Source organism: Maribacter aestuarii, assembly GCF_027474845.2.
Lineage (GTDB): Bacteria > Bacteroidota > Bacteroidia > Flavobacteriales > Flavobacteriaceae > Maribacter > Maribacter aestuarii.
Window position 1 is genome coordinate 708331 of record NZ_CP107031.2, and the last position, 21034, is coordinate 729364.

The 21034-nt window shown below is 41.2% G+C and carries 18 protein-coding genes and 1 tRNA gene; 11 read left to right on the plus strand and 8 right to left on the minus strand.

The window, feature by feature from the left end; translation table 11 throughout:
- Nucleotides 1-101: 101 nt before the first annotated feature.
- The 11 genes from N8A89_RS03095 (at nucleotide 102) to N8A89_RS03145 (ending at nucleotide 13371) form a co-directional block, all read left to right on the plus strand.
- Nucleotides 102-965 carry a sigma-70 family RNA polymerase sigma factor gene (locus N8A89_RS03095; RefSeq protein WP_272652294.1) on the plus strand — a complete coding sequence of 288 codons (864 nt, stop codon included), beginning with the start codon at nucleotides 102-104 and terminating at the stop codon, nucleotides 963-965.
- A gap of 302 nt (nucleotides 966-1267) precedes the next feature.
- Nucleotides 1268-2728, plus strand: a complete 1461-nt coding sequence (gene pulA / locus N8A89_RS03100) for a type I pullulanase (RefSeq protein WP_289644906.1) — start codon at nucleotides 1268-1270, stop codon at nucleotides 2726-2728.
- Nucleotides 2677-3225, plus strand: coding sequence for an alpha-1,6-glucosidase domain-containing protein (locus N8A89_RS03105; RefSeq protein ID WP_281540933.1), 549 nt, complete (start codon nucleotides 2677-2679; stop codon nucleotides 3223-3225). Before pulA ends, N8A89_RS03105 begins: the two co-directional genes overlap by 52 nt.
- 43 nt (nucleotides 3226-3268) lie before the next feature.
- The gene (locus N8A89_RS03110) at nucleotides 3269-3502 is read left to right on the plus strand and encodes a VF530 family protein (protein WP_281540934.1); all 234 of its coding nucleotides are present in this window, start codon (nucleotides 3269-3271) and stop codon (nucleotides 3500-3502) included.
- Complete coding sequence (locus N8A89_RS03115) at nucleotides 3502-3960, plus strand: tRNA (cytidine(34)-2'-O)-methyltransferase (RefSeq protein ID WP_281540935.1); 459 nt, start codon at nucleotides 3502-3504, stop codon at nucleotides 3958-3960. The genes N8A89_RS03110 and N8A89_RS03115 overlap by 1 nt, the downstream gene beginning before the upstream one ends.
- A 39-nt stretch (nucleotides 3961-3999) precedes the next feature.
- On the plus strand, nucleotides 4000-6651 hold the full coding sequence (locus tag N8A89_RS03120) for a c-type cytochrome (protein ID WP_289644909.1): 2652 nt from the start codon (nucleotides 4000-4002) through the stop codon (nucleotides 6649-6651).
- Between the two features lie 2 nt (nucleotides 6652-6653).
- On the plus strand, nucleotides 6654-7466 hold the full coding sequence (locus tag N8A89_RS03125) for a methyltransferase domain-containing protein (RefSeq protein ID WP_281540938.1): 813 nt from the start codon (nucleotides 6654-6656) through the stop codon (nucleotides 7464-7466).
- A 111-nt stretch (nucleotides 7467-7577) separates the two neighbouring features.
- Nucleotides 7578-10691, plus strand: coding sequence for a VPS10 domain-containing protein (locus N8A89_RS03130; RefSeq protein ID WP_281540939.1), 3114 nt, complete (start codon nucleotides 7578-7580; stop codon nucleotides 10689-10691).
- A gap of 9 nt (nucleotides 10692-10700) precedes the next feature.
- Nucleotides 10701-11666: a tetratricopeptide repeat protein gene (locus N8A89_RS03135; RefSeq protein WP_281540940.1), complete on the plus strand. Its 966-nt coding sequence runs from the start codon at nucleotides 10701-10703 to the stop codon at nucleotides 11664-11666.
- Between the two features lie 80 nt (nucleotides 11667-11746).
- A complete protein-coding gene (gene rpe / locus N8A89_RS03140) occupies nucleotides 11747-12406 on the plus strand; it encodes a ribulose-phosphate 3-epimerase (RefSeq protein ID WP_281540941.1) in 660 nt (219 codons plus the stop codon).
- Entirely contained in the window at nucleotides 12406-13371 is a 966-nt protein-coding gene (locus N8A89_RS03145) for a YpdA family putative bacillithiol disulfide reductase (RefSeq protein ID WP_281540942.1), read from the plus strand. The genes rpe and N8A89_RS03145 overlap by 1 nt, the downstream gene beginning before the upstream one ends.
- 21 nt (nucleotides 13372-13392) lie before the next feature.
- Here the strand turns inward: N8A89_RS03145 and N8A89_RS03150 are convergent, their stop codons facing one another.
- The 8 genes from N8A89_RS03150 to murC all read right to left on the minus strand — a co-directional run bounded on the left by N8A89_RS03150 (nucleotide 13393) and on the right by murC (nucleotide 21002).
- Entirely contained in the window at nucleotides 13393-14526 is a 1134-nt protein-coding gene (locus N8A89_RS03150) for a glycerate kinase (protein WP_289644910.1), read from the minus strand.
- A 202-nt stretch (nucleotides 14527-14728) separates the two neighbouring features.
- Nucleotides 14729-14802: transfer RNA gene (locus N8A89_RS03155), tRNA-Arg, on the minus strand.
- Nucleotides 14780-15034, minus strand: a complete 255-nt coding sequence (locus N8A89_RS03160) for a GIY-YIG nuclease family protein (RefSeq protein WP_281540943.1) — start codon at nucleotides 15032-15034, stop codon at nucleotides 14780-14782. Before N8A89_RS03160 ends, N8A89_RS03155 begins: the two co-directional genes overlap by 23 nt.
- 87 nt (nucleotides 15035-15121) lie before the next feature.
- Nucleotides 15122-15565 (minus strand): GatB/YqeY domain-containing protein, encoded by a 444-nt coding sequence (locus N8A89_RS03165; RefSeq protein WP_281540944.1) that lies wholly within the window; start codon nucleotides 15563-15565, stop codon nucleotides 15122-15124.
- A gap of 86 nt (nucleotides 15566-15651) precedes the next feature.
- Nucleotides 15652-17565, minus strand: coding sequence for a cell division protein FtsZ (gene ftsZ / locus N8A89_RS03170; protein ID WP_281540945.1), 1914 nt, complete (start codon nucleotides 17563-17565; stop codon nucleotides 15652-15654).
- A gap of 48 nt (nucleotides 17566-17613) precedes the next feature.
- A complete protein-coding gene (ftsA, locus tag N8A89_RS03175) occupies nucleotides 17614-18933 on the minus strand; it encodes a cell division protein FtsA (RefSeq protein WP_281540946.1) in 1320 nt (439 codons plus the stop codon).
- A gap of 7 nt (nucleotides 18934-18940) precedes the next feature.
- Nucleotides 18941-19660, minus strand: coding sequence for a cell division protein FtsQ/DivIB (locus tag N8A89_RS03180; RefSeq protein WP_281540947.1), 720 nt, complete (start codon nucleotides 19658-19660; stop codon nucleotides 18941-18943).
- Nucleotides 19650-21002, minus strand: a complete 1353-nt coding sequence (gene murC, locus N8A89_RS03185) for a UDP-N-acetylmuramate--L-alanine ligase (RefSeq protein WP_281540948.1) — start codon at nucleotides 21000-21002, stop codon at nucleotides 19650-19652. Before murC ends, N8A89_RS03180 begins: the two co-directional genes overlap by 11 nt.
- Nucleotides 21003-21034: the final 32 nt, after the last annotated feature.

The window sequence follows — 21034 nt, forward strand, 5'->3', positions numbered from 1 at the left end:
TACAACGGATAATGGAACTTTTTTAAGTCAATTTGTAACATTCCATACTTTTTTACGTATAAGTATATGCAGTCTATGCAAATTGAACTTAATTTACTTTAATGAGACAGCTTAAGATTACAAAACAGGTCACCAATAGGGAGACCGCATCTTTGGACAAGTACTTGCAAGAAATTGGAAAAGTAGACTTGATTACCGCTGATGAGGAAGTAGAGTTGGCACAACGCATCAAGGCAGGCGACCAGATCGCTCTTGAAAAACTTACGAAGGCCAACCTCAGATTCGTGGTATCAGTTGCGAAGCAGTACCAAAACCAAGGGCTTACTTTACCGGATTTAATCAACGAGGGGAACCTTGGTCTGATTAAAGCTGCACAGCGTTTTGACGAGACGCGGGGATTTAAATTTATTTCCTACGCCGTATGGTGGATCCGTCAATCTATATTACAAGCATTGGCAGAACAATCCCGTATTGTTCGATTGCCTTTGAACAAAATCGGTTCGATCAACAAAATCAACAAAACCTTCGCTTTCTTGGAGCAAGCGCATGAGCGTATGCCTTCCGCAGAAGAAATTGCCAAGGAACTGGATATGACGGTTGACGACGTAAAACAGTCCTTAAAAAATTCAGGTCGTCATGTATCCATGGACGCGCCTTTGATCGATGGTGAAGATTCCAACCTATACGATGTATTGCGTAGTGGAGAGTCTCCAAACCCTGATAAGGAATTGTTGCATGAATCTTTACGTACGGAGATTGAACGTGCTTTGGAAACCTTAACACCAAGAGAAGCGGACGTCATTCGCCTGTACTTTGGTCTTGCGGGGCAGCACTCAATGACTCTTGAAGAAATTGGTGAAACTTTTGACCTTACAAGGGAAAGAGTACGCCAGATTAAGGAAAAGGCAATCCGTAGATTAAAACATACATCAAGAAGTAAAATCTTGAAAACGTATTTGGGCTAATACCATTCGTATTAGCGTTATAAAAATTACACGTTAAATATTCCTTAAATTGGAAATTTGGCATATAAGTTGTAATTTTAACGGTAACAACAGTTTATCATGACTGTTCGTTTTTTGATTGATGAATAAACTCCGGCTGATTACCGGAGTTTTTTCATTTATACCCATAGTCAAAAATTATCCGATGCCACTGTATTCCAATTGTATGCTGGATGATTTGATAGAATATCCACAAATTACTTAACTTACATTTTGCCGCGTCACTCCACAGGATGAAAATTACCGCCAAACTTATTATTATTATGATATTTTTTCTTGATTCTTGCACAGTAGAGGAAAAGAAATATCAAAATTTTGAAGATTATCCAATTGCAACGAATTCCAACCTTTGGTTGGATTATAGTAAACTCGCGACTGAATTCAAGCTATGGTCTCCCACGGCAGAACGAGTAATACTAAAACTTTATAGAACTGGGGATGATACTACGTCCTATTCCAATTTTGAAATGGAGACAGGTGAAAATGGCCTTTGGAAGGTAAAAATTGATGGAAACCTAGATGGTACCTACTATACCTATCAGGTAAAGGCAGATGGCCATTGGTTAAAAGAAACCCCTGGTATTTATGCAAAAGCCGTAGGAGTAAATGGAAAAAAAGCCATGGTTTTGGACATGGAAAGTACAAATCCCGAGCGTTGGGAAAGGGACAAAGGGCCGCAAATAAAAACTGCCAACGAGGCCATAATCTACGAACTGCACATAAGAGATATGACCATCCATCCCCAATCCGGTTCATCGATGCCCGGAAAATATTTAGGATTGGTTGAAAGTAACACTAGAGGACCTGAAAATGTTGCTACAGGAATAGACCATCTAAAGGAATTGGGGATTACCCACGTGCATTTACTGCCCAGCTTTGATCATTACGCCATTGACGAAGCAAAGCTGGATAGTGTCCAATATAATTGGGGTTATGACCCACAAAATTATAATGTTCCAGAAGGATCTTATTCTTCCGACCCCTATGAAGCAAAAGTGCGAATAGAGGAATTCAAGAAGATGGTTCAGACCTTTCACACAAACGGAATCGGGGTCATTTTAGATGTGGCCTATAACCATACCGGGAAAACGGAAGAGTCTAATTTTAATCAAGAAGTTCCTGGCTATTATTACAGATATTGGGAGGATGGCACTTACGCCGATGCCGCAGCTTGTGGAAATGAAACAGCGTCGGAAAGAGCTATGATGCGTAAGTTTATTTTGGAATCGGTTTCCTACTGGGCAAAAGAATATCATGTGGACGGTTTTCGATTTGATCTCATGGGCATTCATGATATTCAAACCATGAACCAGGTTTCTGCAAGGCTAAAAGAAATTAATCCGAATATTCTGCTGTATGGTGAAGGGTGGACGGCTAAAGATTCTCCATTGTCTAAAAGTGAACGGGCGCTCAAAAAGCATGCTCAACAAATACCGGAGATAGCTGTATTTAGTGATGATTTAAGAGATGGTCTTAAAGGATCTGTTTTTGACAACGATAGTGCTGGCTTCGTCAGTGGTGCCAAAAATATGGAAGAATCCATAAAATTTGGGGTAGTCGGATCCATTCTACACCCTCAAATAGATTATGACAAAGTAAACTATTCTGACCAACCTTGGAGTTCAGCCCCTGGCAGGCCATCTCCTATGTTTCATGTCATGACAATCATACCTTGTTCGATAAACTTAAGGTTTCACGTGGAGATGCGTCACAGGAGGCATTAGTGGCTATGGACAAGTTGGCAAATGCCATTGTGCTAACTTCCCAAGGCACAGTTTTCATGCACGCCGGAGCGGAATTTTTACGCACCAAAAAAGAAGAAGAAAATTCGTATAATCTTCCTGATTCTATCAATCAAATTGATTGGAACTGGAAGCTAGAGCATAAACCGGTCTTTGATTACTATAAAAACTTAATTGAATTAAGAAAAAGCCATCCTGCCGTTCGTATGACAAATTCCAAAGATGTAGTTGATAACCTTACCTTCTTAAAATCAACGGACGGAGTTGTATCGTACGTAATCCAAAACAATGCAAATTATGATTCTTGGAATAATATTTTAGTAATTTACAATGCCAACCCCAAACCTATAAAGCATATTTTAGAAGGTGTGTGGCAATTGGCCGTCATAGGAGACGACTTTAGTCTTGTAAATGGAAAACCATTAAAAAAAACAGTACAAGTACCGCCGATATCGATGTTGGTGGCTTATCAAAAATAAACAAATCGGGCACTGAGTAACGAAAACATTCTCAATTCAAACTATGCATCAAAATTCCGAGAGCCAACCAAACAATCCGCTTCATGGTGTAACATTGGTAGAAATTATGGAACACCTTACCCAAATTTACACATGGGAGGACCTGGCGTCCAAAATCAATATTAACTGTTTTAAAAGCAACCCTTCCATTAAATCCAGTTTAAAATTTTTAAGGCGAACATCTTGGGCACGGGAGAAGGTGGAGCAACTTTACTTAAAATCCATTCAAAAAGACTAATGGCTTTAAACATTGTACTTCTAGAGCCTGAAATCCCAAATAATACAGGCAATATTGGAAGGTTGGCATTAGCTACCAATTCAAAGCTACATTTGGTAAAACCTTTAGGTTTTGACCTAGATGACAAGAGAGTAAAGAGAGCTGGTTTAGACTATTGGCAACATTTATCGCTTCATATCTACGAAAATCAAAATGAATTTTTCCACACGCATCGTTCAAATAATATGGCTTTCTTTTCAAGTCATGGAAGTAAGGAACATTGGTCTATACCCTTTAAGGAGGATATGTTCCTGATTTTTGGGAAGGAATCCGTTGGACTTTCAAAGGAAATAATTGAAAACAACCAACAGCATTTATATAAAATTCCGATCTATAGCTCTCATATCCGCAGTTTGAATCTGGCTAATTCCGTAGGTATCGTTGTTTATGAAGGACTACGACAACTGCGATCAACATAAAGGTCCGTTTTGTATCTTTAAGTAGTCAATAATCAACCTATGCACCATACTAAATTTCAATTCGCGCTCATAACGTTCTTTTCGTTGTTTCTTTTTGCCTGTAATAATGAAGATGCTAACAAAGAGACAGGTGAAAAGGATATTACCTTTAATGTTCCAGATGGTTTTCTTTTGGAAGAACTTTACAATCCCAGTGCATACGAACAGGGCTCATGGGTGGCCCTTGCCCAAGGTCCGAAACAGACTTTATTCGCTTGCGACCAGTATGGAAAAATATATGAGTTCCGCATACCAAAAGAGGGAAAGACACTAAAAAAATCGGATATAAAGCCACTTGATCTGGATGTGGGTTCTGCCCATGGGCTATTATGGGCTTTTAATAGCTTATACGTTGCCGTAAACAAAAGATGGGATGAAGACATTCCCGACTCCCAAGAAAATGGCAGCGGAATTTATCGGCTTACGGATTCCGATAACGACGGAAAACTGGATACGGTAAAAATGCTTCTTAAATTAGAGGGGGAAGGAGAACACGGACCACATAGTTTTGCATTAGGACCAAATGGTGAAGAAATTTATTTTATCGCCGGAAATCATACGTTAATTCCCGAAACAGTTCTAAAAAATAGCCGCCTCCCTACCAATTGGGGTGAGGACAATCTATTCGAACCCTATCTTGACGCCAGAGGGCATGCCAATGATATAAAAGCGCCCGGTGGTTGGGTTTGTAAGTTTAATCCGGACGGCACAAATTGGGAATTAATTTCAGCTGGCTATCGAAACGCTTTCGATATCGCCTTCAATGAAGACGGGGAACTTTTTGCCTATGATGCGGATATGGAATGGGATATTGGTATGCCATGGTATCGCCCTACAAGAATATGCCATGTGACTAGCGGAAGTGAATATGGGTGGCGAACCGGATCGGGCAAGTGGCCAGAATATTATCCAGATGCCTTACCGGCTGTTCATAATTTAGAACAAGGTTCGCCCACTGCGGTACTCTCTGGAGCTACTTTGAATTTTCCGAACAAATATGCCAATGGACTTTTAATCATGGATTGGAGTTTTGGTACCGTTTATTTTATCGATTTAAAACCAAACGGCAGTAGTTATACTGCCGAGCGTGAGGAATTCTTATCGGGTACTCCCCTACCCTTGACCGATATGGTCGCTGGAACGGATGGCAATCTTTATTTTGCTACGGGCGGACGGCGCATAGATTCTCATTTGTATCGATTGAGTTATAACGGAAATCCAGAAACGAAAACGGAAGAAACCTTAAGTACGGCCGAGAACAGTTTAAGACAACTTAGACGCACCATTGAAAAATACCATACAGAACAATCATCAGAAGGTGTTGCCTTGGCGTGGGAGAATTTAAACCATAATGATAGGTTTATTCGCTATGCCTCTCGAGTGGCACTAGAAAATCAACCATTGGAACAGTGGTTGCCCCTATTCTATAACGAGAAAGATTCTAGAAAAATCATTGAGGCCAGTATTGGTTTGGCGCATCAAGGAAATCCCAACATTAAATCTAAGGTATTGGACAAGTTAGGGACTATCAAGTTTGAGACACTTACTTCTGAACAACAGTTAAATCTTCTACGGAGTTACGAACTTCAGTTCATCAGACAAGGAGCACCTGACGAGAGACAACGTCTGGCGATAGCAAATAAATTAAAACAGCATTTTCCGCATAGAGATTCCAAAATGAATCGTGAATTAGGTCAACTCCTGTTGTACTTAAAATCGGATGGTATAACTGAGGGCTTGGTAGAACTTCTCAAAAAATATACAGAAGAAAAAAATAATGACCCCAGCGCATACTTAGCTGAGGAAACTACGCTACGAAGCGAACAATACGGACCATTGATTCGTGAAATAATCGCTAAAATGCCTCCAAGCGAAGCCATATTCTATGGTGTAATACTGAGCCACGCCGATAGCGGTTGGACAAAAGAAACCCGTGAAACTTATTTTCAATGGTTCTACGATGTCCTAAATGCGAAGGGCGGATTGAGTTTCAAACCTGGAATGGAGAACATTCGATTGGCGGCCATGGAAAATGTTCCAGAGGAGGACAGGGAATACTTTCAAGAACTTTCCGGGGTTTATTCCCCTACCACGGCAATAGCTGAAATTCCACAACCTGTAGGACCCGGCGGTCAATACGGTGGTAAGGAAATTGGTGATATGCTTTGGGGAGATGCCCTCTCGGATGTTGAAGTTGATTTTGCAGGTGGCGAGCGAGCGTACCAAGCCGGTATGTGCATCCTCTGCCATCGTATGCGCGGAGAAGGGGGAGCAGCCGGTCCCGATTTAACCCAAGCCCATACCAAATTCAATAATTATGAGATGATTTTTGCCGTTTACAGCCCCAATGACGAAATATCGGACCAATATGCCAACACCCTGTTTCATATGGAAGATGGCAAGAAAATATCAGGACGCATTAAAAAAGAAACGGATGATTCAATAACGCTTATGCCCAACCCATTTAATGAGGGTTATACGGTAGAACTTCTAAAGGATAAAGTCTTGAAACGAGAATTATCTCCATTATCCCCGATGCCTTCAGGACTATTAAATCGATTAAATCCAAAGGAAATCAAAAATCTGTTTGCCTACATACAAGCGGGCGGGGATGCAAATCATGAAGTCTATCAACAAGATAAAGAACAATAATATTGAACAACGAAAAAACGTACATTTTAGGAGCGGATGCAGAGGAACTTTTTAGATTGGGCGTTCAACACCAAGTATGGGCGGAAGAAGCCCAGCACGGATGGCGCTTAGCCAATTTTAAAGCCGGGCAAACACTACTTGACCTAGGATGTGGCCCGGGCTACTGCACCAAAGAACTTGCTTTTCTTGCCGGTGCTGAGGGTAAGGTTATAGGAATAGATAAATCAAAAAAATATATACAGTTCCTTGATGGTGTAGCAAAACAATACAATTTAAATATCGAAACCATTCATGCAGACTTTGATAACATGAAACTACAACAGTCCAGCCTGGATGGTATGTATTGCAGATGGGCCCTGGCTTGGATTCCGAACCCCGAGGAGGTTTTGAAAAAAGTAGTTGATGCCCTAAAGCCAAAAGGCAAGATGGTACTTCACGAATATTATGATTGGGGCGTTTTGCAAACAGAACCTCCAAAAAAGGCACTTGCCCATGGCATAGCAATGGCTCTTAAAAGTTTTAAAGATTCTCCAAACGAAATCGACATTGGAAAATTCCTTCCGGCAATATTGGAGCGAATTGGCATGAAAGTCATAGGATTGCGCCCTATGATGAAAATAGCTACCCCGCAAAACGGTATTTGGCAATGGCCCAAAACATTTTTCCAAAGTTACTTTCCAAGACTTGTTCCCCAAGGCTATCTTACTCCTGAACAAGTTACTGATGCGCTCACTGATTTAGAAGCATTGGAAAATACGACTGGAGCGTCCATTGCAACTTGCTTGATGGTTGAAATCATTGCCGAGAAAATTTGACGACGCATTTTATTGAGGTTTACCTGTGAGCTTTCAAATAAGTACCAAGTCATTTTATTACATTTATAAACAAACCACGTTGAATATACTTTTCACTTTAAATACATTTTTATGAAGTCCTATTTTCAAATACTGTTCGTTGCCACCTTAACGTGCAGTTACTTTTCAACCTTTGCTCAAAAAAATACAACTACGGATTCCCCCATTGACAAAAGCTTTTATGAAGGTTTGGAATGGCGAAATATAGGTCCGAATAGGGGTGGCCGTTCCTTAGGGTGTGCAGGAAGCCCCAGTAGACCGAACGAATATTATTTTGGAGCAACGGGAGGAGGCCTTTGGAAAACTGTTGACGGTGGTACGGAGTGGTCACCGGTTACCGATGGACAAATAACCAGTTCTTCTGTTGGCGCTGTTGCCGTGGCAGAAACCAATCCGGATATTGTTTATATCGGTATGGGCGAGGTACAATTGCGCGGAAGCATAACCCAAGGTGATGGTGTATACAAAACCGAGGACGGAGGAAAAACCTGGCGCCACTTAGGATTAAAAGAAACTCAGGCCGTAGCACGTATTCGCATACATCCAACTAATCCGGATTTAGTGTACGTCGCAGCTTTAGGCCACCCTTACGGGGACAATGAAGAAAGAGGTGTTTTTCGTTCCAAGGACGGTGGTAGTTCTTGGGAAAAAGTCCTCTATGTTAGCCCCAAGGCAGGTGCTGTGGATTTAATCATTGACCGTAATAATCCCGATGTTTTATATGCCACCACTTGGGAAGTACAACGAAAAGCATGGAAAATGTGGGGCGGTGGCGGCGACTCCAAATTATGGAAATCCACGGATGGTGGGAATACTTGGACCGATTTAACAAGCAATGAAGGTATGCCCGCACCACCGGTAGGCAAAATTGGGGTTACCGTTTCCCCGGCAGATTCCAATCGTGTTTGGGCCATTATGGAGGCCAATGAAGGTGGGGTTTTTCGTTCTGATGATGGTGGTAAGACCTGGGAACGTACCAATGACGAACGCAAACTAAGACAGCGCGCTTTTTATTACTCCAGAATTTATGCGGATCCTTTGGACAAGGAAACCGTATATTGTTTGAATACAGGCCTGTACAAATCTACGGATGGAGGTAAAACCTTTGATACCACCATCAAAGTTCCCCATGGAGATAATCATGATTTGTGGATAGACCCCAATAATCCGGAGCGGATGATCAATTCGAATGATGGCGGGGGTAATGTAAGTATTAACGGAGGCAAAAGCTGGACAGAACAAGATTATACCACAACACAATTTTATCATGTGATGACCACCAGCGATGTGCCCTATCATGTAGCGGGTGCTCAACAGGACAATAGCACTTTGGCCATGCCAAGCGATGGTTGGGAACATATGCAGGCCAGAGGCCCAAATCACGGATGGTACTATGCAGTAGGCGGGGGCGAGAGTGGATGGATCACGCAACATCCGGAGAAAAAAGATATTTTTTATGCTGGAAGCCAAGGCGCTCTTCTAACCCGATATGATCGTAGTAACGGACAGATAAGGGATATTCAAGTATATCCTAGATTCTTCTCTGGCGAACCTGCGAGCGCACTTCCCGAAAGGTGGCAATGGACGTTTCCTATCATGTTCGCTCCGCAAGATTCAAATGTCATGTACACCTGTTCACAGCACGTTTGGAAAACAACGGACGATGGGCAATCATGGGAAAAAATAAGTCCGGATTTAACTTATGCCGACCCTGAGACTTTGGGTAAGACCGGTGGTATTATAACCATGGATATGAACGGACCCGAAATATATGCTACGGTTTTCGCATTGGCGCCCTCGTTTCATGATATCAATACTATATGGGCAGGTTCGGATGACGGGAAAATTCATATCACTCGGGACGGCGGAAAAAAATGGCAGGACATTACTCCAAAAGATTTACCCAAATTCTCCAGGGTAAGTATTATTCACGAATCCAAACACAGACCAGGAACCTTGTTCGTTGCAGCAAATAGATATCAGGTTGATGATCGGAAACCTTATGTTTTTAAAACCCATGATTACGGGAAGACGTGGACCAAAATCATCAACGGAATAGAAGATGGTCATTTTGCTAGGGCCGTTCGGGAAGATCATGAAAGAGAAGGTTTATTATTTTTGGCTACCGAGCATGGCGTTTATTTCTCCATGAATGACGGTGCGCTTTGGCAAAGCCTTCAGCTAGAGCTCCCGGATACTCCAATACGCGACCTTGTTGTAAAAGATAATGATGTGGTACTGGGTTCTCACGGTAGGGGATTTTGGATTTTAGATGACATTCAGCCCATACGGCAATATACCGACGAAATGAAAAATGAATCGGCGGTTTTATTCCAACCTGCCGATCCCATACGAGGAATTAATGACGCAAAAATTCAATATTATCTGAAGGAACAGGCGGATAGTATAACCTTTGAGATTTTGGACGCCAATGACATGCTTATCAATACGTTCACCGGCAGCAAACCAAAGTATGAAAAAGACCCGGATGCGCCTTGGTGGGAAACAGGTGGCTCTTCCAAACCGACAACCGCTGCTGGAATCAATAACTTCACCTGGGACCTGAGGTATCCTGGGGCAACGGAATTTGATGGAATGATTATTTGGAGCGCTCGTCCACAACGTGGGCCAAAGGCACCTTTAGGCACTTATAAAGTAAGGATGAAAACCAAAGATTACGAAAAGACATTTCCATTCAATATTCATATCGACCCAAACCTAAAAGGAATTACAAAAGAACATCTGGATGAGCAATTCGAATTGGCCAATAAGATAATGCAGAAGACTACGGCAGCCAATAATGCTGTCATACAAATACGACAGATCAAGAAAACTATTGATAGTGCCAAATCCAAGATTCCTAGTGAGGCTTATAAAAAAAGTATAGCTCCTTTTCTTGAGAAAATTTCCGGCATAGAAGAAGAGCTTTACCAGGTAAAGAACCAATCCGGACAAGATCCGTTGAATTTCCCGATTAAACTGAACAACCGTCTGGCTTCATTACGGCGGAGTGTGGAAAATGGAGATGCCAGACCAACGGACGGGGCATATAAAGTTTTTAATGAACTATCCACAGAATTAGCATTACACTTGGGTAATCTAAATACCGTAATGACAGAGCAATTACCACAAGTCAATACCGCGCTAAAGAATGCAGAAATCGAAGAAATTGAAGCGCCAGAATAATTAAATTTTATGGAAATTATTGGTAAGAACTTACGATTTCTCTATTCGCTGGTAATGGTTTTACTAGTAGTTGTGAGTTGCAAGAACGATAAAAAGAATGTTCCCTCAAAACCAAAAGAAACGGTTGAAAAACCAGTCGTTTTTATGACACCCTTGGGTAAGGAATTCATAGTTCCGGCACCCTCGGAAAAGCTTTTGAGGCAATATGAAGAGGCGAAAACTACCTTTGAGTCTTACCCGGACAGTGTGGAGGCAATCATTTGGTACGGCAGAAGAACGGCATATCTCGGTCGCTATGAGGAGGCCATTTCCATTTACACGCAGGGAATCGAAAAATATCCTGAGGAGCTTCGTTTTCGCCGTCATCGAGGGCATCGGCAAATCTCACTCCGCAATTTCGATGCGGCAATTTCCGATTTGGAAAAAGCTGGACAATTGATACAGGGTACCGACAATGAAATTGAACCCGATGGCATGCCTAATGCCAAAAATATACCCGTAAGCACTTTGCACGGGAACATCTGGTATCATTTAGGTCTGGCATATTATCTGAAACACGATTATGAAAAAGCTTACGAAGCTTATCTCAAGTGCAGGGAATCGGGCAGTTTACCCGACAATATCGTTTCTAGTACACATTGGCTGTATATGATTCAACGCCGATTGGGAAATCCTGAATTAGCGGATGAAATGTTGATACCAATCTCATTAGAAATGGATGTTATTGAGAACCAGAGCTACTACGAACTTTGTAAATTGTACAAAGGACTAATTCCAGTTGATTCCCTTTTACAAACCGAAACAGGAAGTCCCTCCAACGATGCCGTGGCATACGGACTCGCTAATTGGCATTTCTATAATGGTGAAAAAGAAAAAGCTCTGGAAATCATGACCGACATAGTTAATAGTCCTTCGTGGAGTTCCTTTGGCTACATTGCCGCCGAAAGCGACCTCCTATATTACTATGGAAAGTAGAATCTATAAGCTTCATTTCGTATTATTCCTAGAACAACTCAAATCACTACTTTTGTAGTATATAATTTTAGTGAGACAAAATGCAGAAGACAAAAATTGCTCCTTCCCTACTTGCGGCCGATTTCGGAAACTTGCAGCGGGATGTTGAAATGGTAAATAATAGTGCTGCGGATTGGCATCATATTGATGTCATGGACGGTATTTTTGTACCAAACATTTCCTATGGAATGCCGGTAATCAAAGCTATTGCGGAGCATGCTACTAAACCCTTAGATGTGCATTTAATGATTGTAGACCCCGATAGGTATATTAAGACCTTTGCCGATTTAGGAGCCAACATACTAAGTGTCCACTATGAAGCTTGTACACATTTGCATAGAACGCTACAGGCTATCAAAGCAGAAGGAATGAAGGCTGGGGTGGCTTTAAATCCGCATACGAACATCAATTTATTGGAAGATACTATCAAAGATATCGATGTGGTCTGTATGATGAGTGTAAATCCAGGATTTGGTGGTCAATCCTTCATCGAGAATACCTACGATAAGGTGAAGGCCTTAAAAACACTCATCAATAAAAAAGGTGCTCATACATTAATCGAGATGGATGGTGGAGTAACCTCCAAAAATGCAAAGGCATTGGTAGCGGCCGGAGCGGATGTTCTGGTGGCAGGAAGCTTTGTTTTTAAAAGTGCCGACCCGACAAAAACCATCCGGGAGTTAAAAGAAGTAGTAGCCTAATGGATAAACTTGATATTGTTATTGTTGGGGGCGGGCCCATAGGTATTGCCTGTGGTCTGGAAGCACAGAAAAAGGGTTTAACCTATGTAATCATAGAAAAAGGACCCATTGTAAACTCACTTTTTAACTACCCGGTGAACATGCAGTTCTTTTCTTCCTCAGAAAAGCTGGAAATTGATGAGATTCCCTTCATAAGTAAAGAAGCAAAGCCAAAACGAGACGAAGCTTTGGAATATTACCGAAGGATTGTTACGTCCAACAAGCTGGACATACACCTTTTTGAGCGAGTAGAAAGCGTTATCAAGCAGAATGATGTTTTCGCTGTAACCACCACAAAAAGTAACTACGTTTCCAACAACGTCATCATTGCGACTGGATTTTATGACATTCCCAACAAATTGAATATTCCAGGTGAGGAATTACCTAAAGTCTCCCATTATTATAAAGACCCCCATTTCTATGCTGGTCAAAAACTGGCCGTGATCGGGGCAAGCAATTCTGCCATAGATGCGGCACTGGAGTGTTACCGTAAAGGAGCCGAAGTCTCCCTAATCATCCGTGGTCCTGAGGTAGGTCAACGTGTAAAGTATTGGGTTAGACCAGACATTATCAATCGCATCGAAGAAGGCAGTATAAATGCCTTTTACAATACCAATGTAACCGAAATTAAGGACGAAGAGATTATTTTAAATTCACCAGAAGGCACCCGTAGTCTACCTAACGATTTTGTTTTGGCACTTACAGGTTATAAACCCAATTTTGAATTTTTAGAAAAGCTAGGGATACAACTTTCCGATGACGAAAAAAGACTTCCAGCCTATGATCCCGACACCATGGAGAGCAATGTGGAGGGTCTTTATTTAGCCGGAGTCATATGCGGAGGCATGGAAACCCATAAATGGTTTATAGAAAACTCCAGGGTCCACGCCAAAATAATCGCTCAACACATTTTAGATAGCCGATAATTGGAAGAGCGAATTTGATGCTTATAGCCCCTTCTTCAGGAGTTTAGCAAAATTATAGCTTGCAGTTACGAGGTTATCGTAACTGTTTCCTAAGGCATCCTCTAAAGAGGATACTCCCCTAAGAATTGAACATACATAGTGCAATCCTATTTCTTCTTGCTGTTCTGGAGTCAGTTCCACAGCGCCACATAATGCAGCAACTTTTATGTTTTTTTTGTGGGCGGCTGTAAGGACTCCTGCGATTGTCTTTCCGGATAAGGTTTGAGCATCCAATTTTCCTTCCCCCGTTATAATCCAATCGGCACCATAAATAACTTTATCAAAATCGGCCAATTCTTTTATTAAATCAATACCGGAGGTCAAGGTGGCATTCAAAAACACTATGGCTCCCCCGCCTACTCCACCAGCGGCACCAGCCCCAGGAATATCTTGTACATCAACATTAAATTCCGCGTGTATACAATCAGCAAAGTTCTTTAATCCTTCGTCCAGTAGCTTGACTTCTTTCTCAGAAGCTCCTTTTTGAGGCCCGTATACGAACGCAGCTCCATTATTTCCATAAAACGGGTTACTAACATCACAGGCAACTTTCACTTTGACCTGAGAGAGTTTCTTATATACTAAATTCTTACATATGGTAGCAACAGCTTTTAAATTTTTTCCGATAGGTTTCAATACGTTGCCGTCTTTGTCCAAAAACTCATAACCTAGAGCAGCCGCTATTCCCATACCCCCGTCATTGGTTGCACTACCTCCGATACCAAGAATTATTTTAGCTACCCCTTTTTCTAGAGCATCCAAAATGAGCTCTCCGGTTCCGAAGGAAGTGGTTTCCATACAATTTAGCTCCCCACTGTGCAGTAATTTGAGTCCAGACGCTTCGGACATTTCGATAAATGCAGTTTTACTATCATGAGATAACAAATATCCTGAGTCTATAACTCTAAAAAGTGGGTCATTTACCTGGACACTAATGGTATCAGCATTTAAGTAATGTTTGACTACAGCTATAGTACCGTCACCTCCATCGGCCAAAGGCTTTTTAAGAATTGTAGCTTTTGGGAGAACTTTTAAAATCCCTTCCTCCACCGCATTGCAAAACTCAGCACCTGATAAAGAGCCTTTGTACTTGTCCGGTGCTAATACGAATTTCATGTAATTCCTTTGAGAATTAAAGATATGGGAAAAAAAAACCGCATGTAAAATAAGAAGGCAGATTGGTTCAGAACTTTAACTTGGAGTTACTATAAATTTCGCTCCGCTCGTTTTTCCCTCAAAGCTCCGCTTTGAAAATAAAAAAACCACACTTTCAAATTCAAGCAAGCTTGATTTGAGATGCAGCGTTTTTATTTATTCGTGACCGCGGAGGGATTCAAACCCCCAACCCTCAGAGCCGAAATCTGATGCGCTATTCAGTTGCGCCACGCGGCCAATTCTTAATATACTCTCTACCCCTGCCAGTTTTTAAAAACTTTTCTTTTGCAAGAGCATCCTCTTTAAACTCAAACTCTTCAACAAGTACCAACTTCCAAGGTAGATATGGTTTGGTTGATTTTGTTTTTCCGGCATTATGTTGTTTTAAACGTATTCCAACATTTCTGGTAAACCCAACGTAATTCCTGTCAAAATTTATACTTCTAAGAACATAAACGAAAAACTTCATTTCTCTACTGATGCGCCCCGACCAAGTCGGGCTTGTATTCAGCATGTCCGCCTATGGCGGATTGCGCCACGCGGCCATATAACTTTATTAAGCTAATTTTCGTTTTATGATACTGGAAATTGTTTTCCCATCAGCCTGCCCAGCTAATTCTTTGGAAACTATTCCCATGACCTTTCCCATATCTTTCATACCTGATGCCCCTGTAGCCTCAATAGTCTGTACAACCACTTTTTCTATTTCATCCTCAGTGAGTTGTTCCGGTAAAAACTGCTCAATTACTTTAACTTGTGCCAGTTCAGGTTCGGCCAAATCATTCCTACCTTGCTCCGCAAAAATTGCGGCACTATCCCTTCTCTGTTTAACCAATTTTTGAACTAGTTTTATTTCATCGTCTTCAGACAAATCACCTTCCCCACTGGTCTGTGCCAATAACAACGCTGATTTTATAGCACGTAAAGATTCCAAGGCCACCGTATCCTTTGCTTTCATCGCCGTTTTCATCTGCTCCATTACCTTTTGCTGTAGTCCCATAATATGCTTTTTAGCGGCACGAAGATAAAAAATAAACCCGAAAACAGCTTTTGTTTTCGGGTTTAAACGTGGTCTTTTTAGGTTTATTAATCTACATTATCATGTAAAAATGAATTATTGGACCGTAACTGTATTTCATCATTGCTATCTCCACTTATACTAGTTCTGGATATTTTAGATTCACGTTGACTTTCGTTCAAGTTTACACCTTGTCTTTTGTATGCCGGTTGCTTTTCGATTTCATCAATATTACTTAGGCTATTCTGAAACTTATAGTTAAAGTCCTTCAACTTTCTTCTACGCTCGTCCGCCCTTAGCCTCAATTCATCAATGGGTCTTTCCATTGGATCAATTGGCCTATTATCAACCGGTGCCTGTTCTTGCTCTGCAACGGTCCTTTTTTCAAAAATCAACTCGTCCTCGATGATTTTAGGCTCAAACTCCTCAGCCTTGGATTTTGCTCCGGTAAGTTGGTTTTCCAATTGCATATAATCATCCAAACTATAGCGTGTTTCACCATTCTTATTATATTCCAAAACTGGTATCACCTCAACACTATCTTTTACGTCCATATCCTTAACCTCATCATCTAAACTGAACGTTATCGTATTTTCTTTTTCTTCTTCATCGGTTACCAAGGGGAGGTCAAAACTGATAGCGAACTGGTCTTCTTCTTTCTTTGTTCTTAATATTTCCGGTTCCACAACCTCTATATCCCTTAAAGCAGCTGAAGTCTCAATAATTACAAAATCATCTTCTTTGATATTTTCAACAAGAACCTCCTCGTAAAAAACATTGAAATTCTTGATGTAATTGGTAGTAGGTATCAAATCAAAATCCCCTTCATCCAACAATTCATACGTTATTCTTTTCGGTTCCTCCACCAATTCCGCTTCTTCTTCAACTTCTAAAGAATGAACTGTTTTATTGTCTAAAAGTTCCTGCTCCGCCCTTTGTTCATCGTTTAAGGTGTGGATGATTTTTTTGGTTTCCGTATTTACGATATCGTCTTGTTGGTCAATATTAAAACCCGTGGCAATGACGGTTACGGCAATCGCTTCGCCCAACGTATCGTCCTCACCTACACCCATAATGATATTGGCGCCATGACCCGCTTCTACTTGAATATGGTCGTTTATTTCCCCTATCTCATCTATGGTGATTTCTTGTGAGCCAGAAACGATAAGTAGCAACACGTTTTTAGCACCTTCGATTTTATTATCGTTCAGCAATGGGGAATCCAACGCTTTCATGATGGCCTCGTTCGCCCTTCCAGAACCTGATGCGATAGCGGATCCCATTATTGCCGTGCCACTATTGGATAGCACCGTTTTGGCATCACGTAAATCTATGTTTTGTGTGTAGTGATGGGTAATTACCTCAGCTATACCCCTTGCTGCCGTGGCTAAAACCTCATCCGCTTTTGAGAACCCGGCTTTGAAACCAAGATTTCCGTAAACCTCACGCAATTTATTGTTGTTGATAACAATCAAAGAATCTACATTTCTTCTCAATTTTTCGATTCCCAGCTGTGCCTGTTCACAACGCATTTTTCCTTCAAACTGAAAAGGCATGGTCACAATACCCACCGTAAGCACATCCAACTCCTTGGCGAATTTTGCGATAATAGGAGCAGCACCAGTACCTGTTCCCCCACCCATACCGGCAGTAATAAAAATCATTTTGGTGGTTGTATCCAACATGCGCTTTATATCTTCCATGCTTTCAATAGCAGCCTGTTCTCCTACTTCCGGATTGGCACCAGCCCCCAAACCTTCTGTTAGCGAAACTCCCAATTGAATCTTATTAGGTACCGGACTATTGTCCAATGCCTGCGAATCTGTATTACAAATGACAAAATCCACACCGTTTATACCGGCCTGGAACATATGGTTTATGGCATTGCTACCGCCACCGCCTACTCCAATTACCTTTATGACGTTGCTTTGATTTTTTGGAAGATCAAAGGATATGTTATCAAATTCGCTGTTCTTATTCATAATGTTTTAATTACTGGTTATTGTATTCAATTTTATATTTACTGTAGGCTACTCGGCATTATCCAAGAACTCCTTTAATTTTTCCGACCATTTATCAAAGACCGATTTGCGTTCTCTTCGTATCCCCTCATTATGTGAGCTCACCGCATTTTGCTCTCTTTCCATATCTTCCTCTTCGTTATAAGACTCGGGTCGTTGCGGTTTTGTCTCGTTCTTAACGGCATTCATCAACAAACCTACTGCCGTTGCATACAACGGACTGGCAATTTCTTCATCTGAATCTCCAGCCAAATGTTCGTTTGGATACCCAATCCTGGTGTCCATTCCAGTGATGTATTCCACCAACTGTTTCAGGTGCTTTAACTGACTTCCTCCACCTGTAAGTACTATTCCGGCAATAAGTTTCTTTTTTTGCTCTTCGTGACCGTAATTTTTTATCTCTACGTAGACCTGCTCTATAATTTCCACTACTCTGGCGTGGATAATCTTAGATAGGTTTTTTAGTGTGATTTCCTTTGGCTCCCTATCCCTAATCCCGGGTATGGAAACTATCTCATTATCCCTGTTCTCTCCCGGCCATGCCGAACCAAATTTGGTCTTTAGCAGTTCTGCCTGCTTTTCAATAATGGAACAGCCTTCTTTTATATCTTCCGTAATGACTCCTCCACCAAAAGGAATTACTGCCGTATGCCGTATAATGCCATCCTTGAAAATGGCTAAATCCGTAGTACCACCGCCTATATCGATCAAGGCAACTCCAGCCTCCTTTTCTTCCTGACTCAAGACGGCATCCGAAGAGGCTAAGGGCTCTAAGGTGATGTTACCTAGATTCAATCCAGCACTTTTTATACATCTTCCAACATTTTTTATGGAAGTTACCTGACCAACGACCACATGAAAATTAGCTTCTAAACGGCCTCCATACATTCCAATTGGCTGCTTGATCTCCGCCTGTCCATCAACCTTGTATTCCTGTGGCAATACATGAATAATTTCTTCACCTGGAAGCATAATCAGCTTGTATACCTGATTGCAAAGTTTATCCAAGTCCTCTTCATTGATTACTTCTTCAGAATCCTTCCTAGTAATGTAGTCGCTGTGTTGCAAACTTCTTATGTGCTGACCCGCAATACCAACGACGACCGACCCAATTTTGAGCCCAGAATTTACTTCGGCCTGTTCAACGGCCTGCTGAATAGATTTTATCGTTTGTGTTATATTATTTACAACACCGCGGTGAACACCCAAACTTTTAGACTTGCCAAGGCCCAAAATTTCGATTTTTCCATATTCGTTCTCCTTACCGATTATGGCGACTATTTTGGTTGTGCCGATGTCTAGACCGACTGAGTACTTAGGTTCTTCCATTTTTCTATTATATTTTAGTGCACACTACTTGGTTATTGAATTCTAAACTTACTACCGCAAAATTTTCCAACGTTTTGTCCTTATTCGCTTTTGTATAAAAAGCTTTGAAATTGCTGAATTTCTCATTTAAATTTTCAATACCTCCCAAATTGACCACGAACTGGTTCAGTCTAAATTTTAATTGGTAACTATTTTCCCTCTCCACGTGTATACCAATCACGTTTTTTCGTAAAAAACTGTCTTTGTTAATATATTCCAAGATGACATACACGTCCTCTAGGCTCTTACCAGTGATTTCACCCGTTATAATAGGCACCCTTGCCGAATGATTTTTGGAAAACGGCATACGTTTTCCTTCATCATCTAGATAAAATTTGTCATTCCCCTCAATTCGTCCGATTGGTTTACGCTGAACAATTTTAGACGTAAGCTTACCATCTACGGTAAGATAGACTTGGGCACTTTTTACCATTTCATTGGCCTGGATGACCTCTTCTACAGTATTCAAAACTAATTTTTCTTTGGGCACATTTTCGAGCCTCCCATATTTTTGTATTAACAATTTATTAACCGTCCCCTCCGTGAGGTATAAATTTTGGTCACCTACGAACTCTACCTTAAATTCCGACACCTTTTTACTGCTGTTCCTTTGATTGGAAAAGGCGTAAAGTCCCGTAATCACTATTACCAGCGATAAGATTTTGATGTAATTCCAGTTAATGCGCATAATCAAATTGTTTTTTTAGCTTCTCTACTTCTAGGCCAATATCCCCGGCTCCCATAGTAATCAGAAGGTCAGGATTTTGGCTTTTTATTTCTGCCGTTAGTTCTTCTTTTTTTATTAATTTTTTATTCGTATTGGTCATCTTTTTTAATAGCCATTTAGAATTAATGCCTTCCATGGGTTGCTCCCTGGCCGGATATATTTCCAATAACAGCACATTTTTAAATCTGGATAGACTTTTTGCAAAATCATCACCAAAATCCCTAGTTCTGGAAAACAAATGCGGTTGAAAAACGGCTAGTACCTTTTTATTGGGATGCATCTCTGAAACAGCGTCAAAAACGGCATCAATTTCCGTTGGATGATGGGCATAGTCGTCTATGAAGATGAAGCTATCCGTCTTTATTTGATAAGAAAATCGTCTTTGTACTCCTTTGAAAGTACCTAGAGCCTCGGCCAGGCGATACGGTGGAGAACCTCCTTGTATCGCCATGGCAAAAGCGACTAGACCGTTGAGCAAATTATGCCTTCCCGGTTTGTTAAACTTAACTCCCTTTAGCACAGTGTCGGGAGTTCCCAAATCAAAAATGTAGGCACCATGTTCTATTTTTATGTTCCGGATACAGTAATCCGATTCATCCTCAATTCCATAGGTAATGCCATCCAAGGGCAACCCTTGTCGTACAAAAAGTTTACCTCCCGGTTTTATACGTTTCACAAATTCTGCAAAAGACTTTTCCAGTTCACCCTTATCGCCATAAATATCCAAGTGGTCCGCATCCATAGAAGTTATGCATGCCACGTTGGGCGACAACCTTAAAAAGGAACGATCAAATTCATCCGCCTCCACTACAGAGTACTCGGTTCCTTCCAAAAGTAAATTACTATCAAAGTCCTCAGAAATTCCGCCTAAAAATGCCGTTAGGGGCGTTCCGGTTTCTTTTAACAGATGCGCCAGAATACTCGAGGTAGTTGTCTTGCCATGTGTACCGGCAACTGCAAAACAAAAGGTATCCTTAGTAATCAACCCTAATACTTCCGACCTTTTCTTAATGTCAAAACCATTTTTTAGAAAATACTGATATTCCCCGTGTTCGGCAGATACTGCCGGAGTATATACAATTAAGGTGCTTTCCTTATCCAAAAACTGCTCGGGAACTCTGTCCAGGTCATCCTCATAATGTATTGGAATTCCCAATTCCGCTAATTGTATGGTCAGAGGGGTCTCCGTTTTATCGTATCCGGAAACTTCTTTATCAACGAACTTGAAATAACGGGCCAGAGCGGACATACCTATGCCACCTATCCCTATGAAGTAAACATTATGTATTTTATTTAAATCCAAAATTCAATTTCAAGTTGAAGCTCCGAAGAGCT

What these genes read in the sequence shown, in the direction of transcription:
- N8A89_RS03095 (WP_272652294.1), top strand. Translation starts at nt 102, where the DNA reads ATGAGACAGCTTAAGATTACAAAACAGGTCACCAATAGGGAGACCGCA.
- pulA (WP_289644906.1), top strand. Translation starts at nt 1,268, where the DNA reads ATGATATTTTTTCTTGATTCTTGCACAGTAGAGGAAAAGAAATATCAA.
- N8A89_RS03110 (WP_281540934.1), top strand. Translation starts at nt 3,269, where the DNA reads ATGCATCAAAATTCCGAGAGCCAACCAAACAATCCGCTTCATGGTGTA.
- N8A89_RS03115 (WP_281540935.1), top strand. Translation starts at nt 3,502, where the DNA reads ATGGCTTTAAACATTGTACTTCTAGAGCCTGAAATCCCAAATAATACA.
- N8A89_RS03120 (WP_289644909.1), top strand. Translation starts at nt 4,000, where the DNA reads ATGCACCATACTAAATTTCAATTCGCGCTCATAACGTTCTTTTCGTTG.
- N8A89_RS03130 (WP_281540939.1), top strand. Translation starts at nt 7,578, where the DNA reads ATGAAGTCCTATTTTCAAATACTGTTCGTTGCCACCTTAACGTGCAGT.
- N8A89_RS03135 (WP_281540940.1), top strand. Translation starts at nt 10,701, where the DNA reads ATGGAAATTATTGGTAAGAACTTACGATTTCTCTATTCGCTGGTAATG.
- rpe (WP_281540941.1), top strand. Translation starts at nt 11,747, where the DNA reads ATGCAGAAGACAAAAATTGCTCCTTCCCTACTTGCGGCCGATTTCGGA.
- N8A89_RS03145 (WP_281540942.1), top strand. Translation starts at nt 12,406, where the DNA reads ATGGATAAACTTGATATTGTTATTGTTGGGGGCGGGCCCATAGGTATT.
- N8A89_RS03150 (WP_289644910.1), bottom strand. Translation starts at nt 14,526, where the DNA reads ATGAAATTCGTATTAGCACCGGACAAGTACAAAGGCTCTTTATCAGGT.
- N8A89_RS03160 (WP_281540943.1), bottom strand. Translation starts at nt 15,034, where the DNA reads ATGAAGTTTTTCGTTTATGTTCTTAGAAGTATAAATTTTGACAGGAAT.
- N8A89_RS03165 (WP_281540944.1), bottom strand. Translation starts at nt 15,565, where the DNA reads ATGGGACTACAGCAAAAGGTAATGGAGCAGATGAAAACGGCGATGAAA.
- ftsZ (WP_281540945.1), bottom strand. Translation starts at nt 17,565, where the DNA reads ATGAATAAGAACAGCGAATTTGATAACATATCCTTTGATCTTCCAAAA.
- ftsA (WP_281540946.1), bottom strand. Translation starts at nt 18,933, where the DNA reads ATGGAAGAACCTAAGTACTCAGTCGGTCTAGACATCGGCACAACCAAA.
- N8A89_RS03180 (WP_281540947.1), bottom strand. Translation starts at nt 19,660, where the DNA reads ATGCGCATTAACTGGAATTACATCAAAATCTTATCGCTGGTAATAGTG.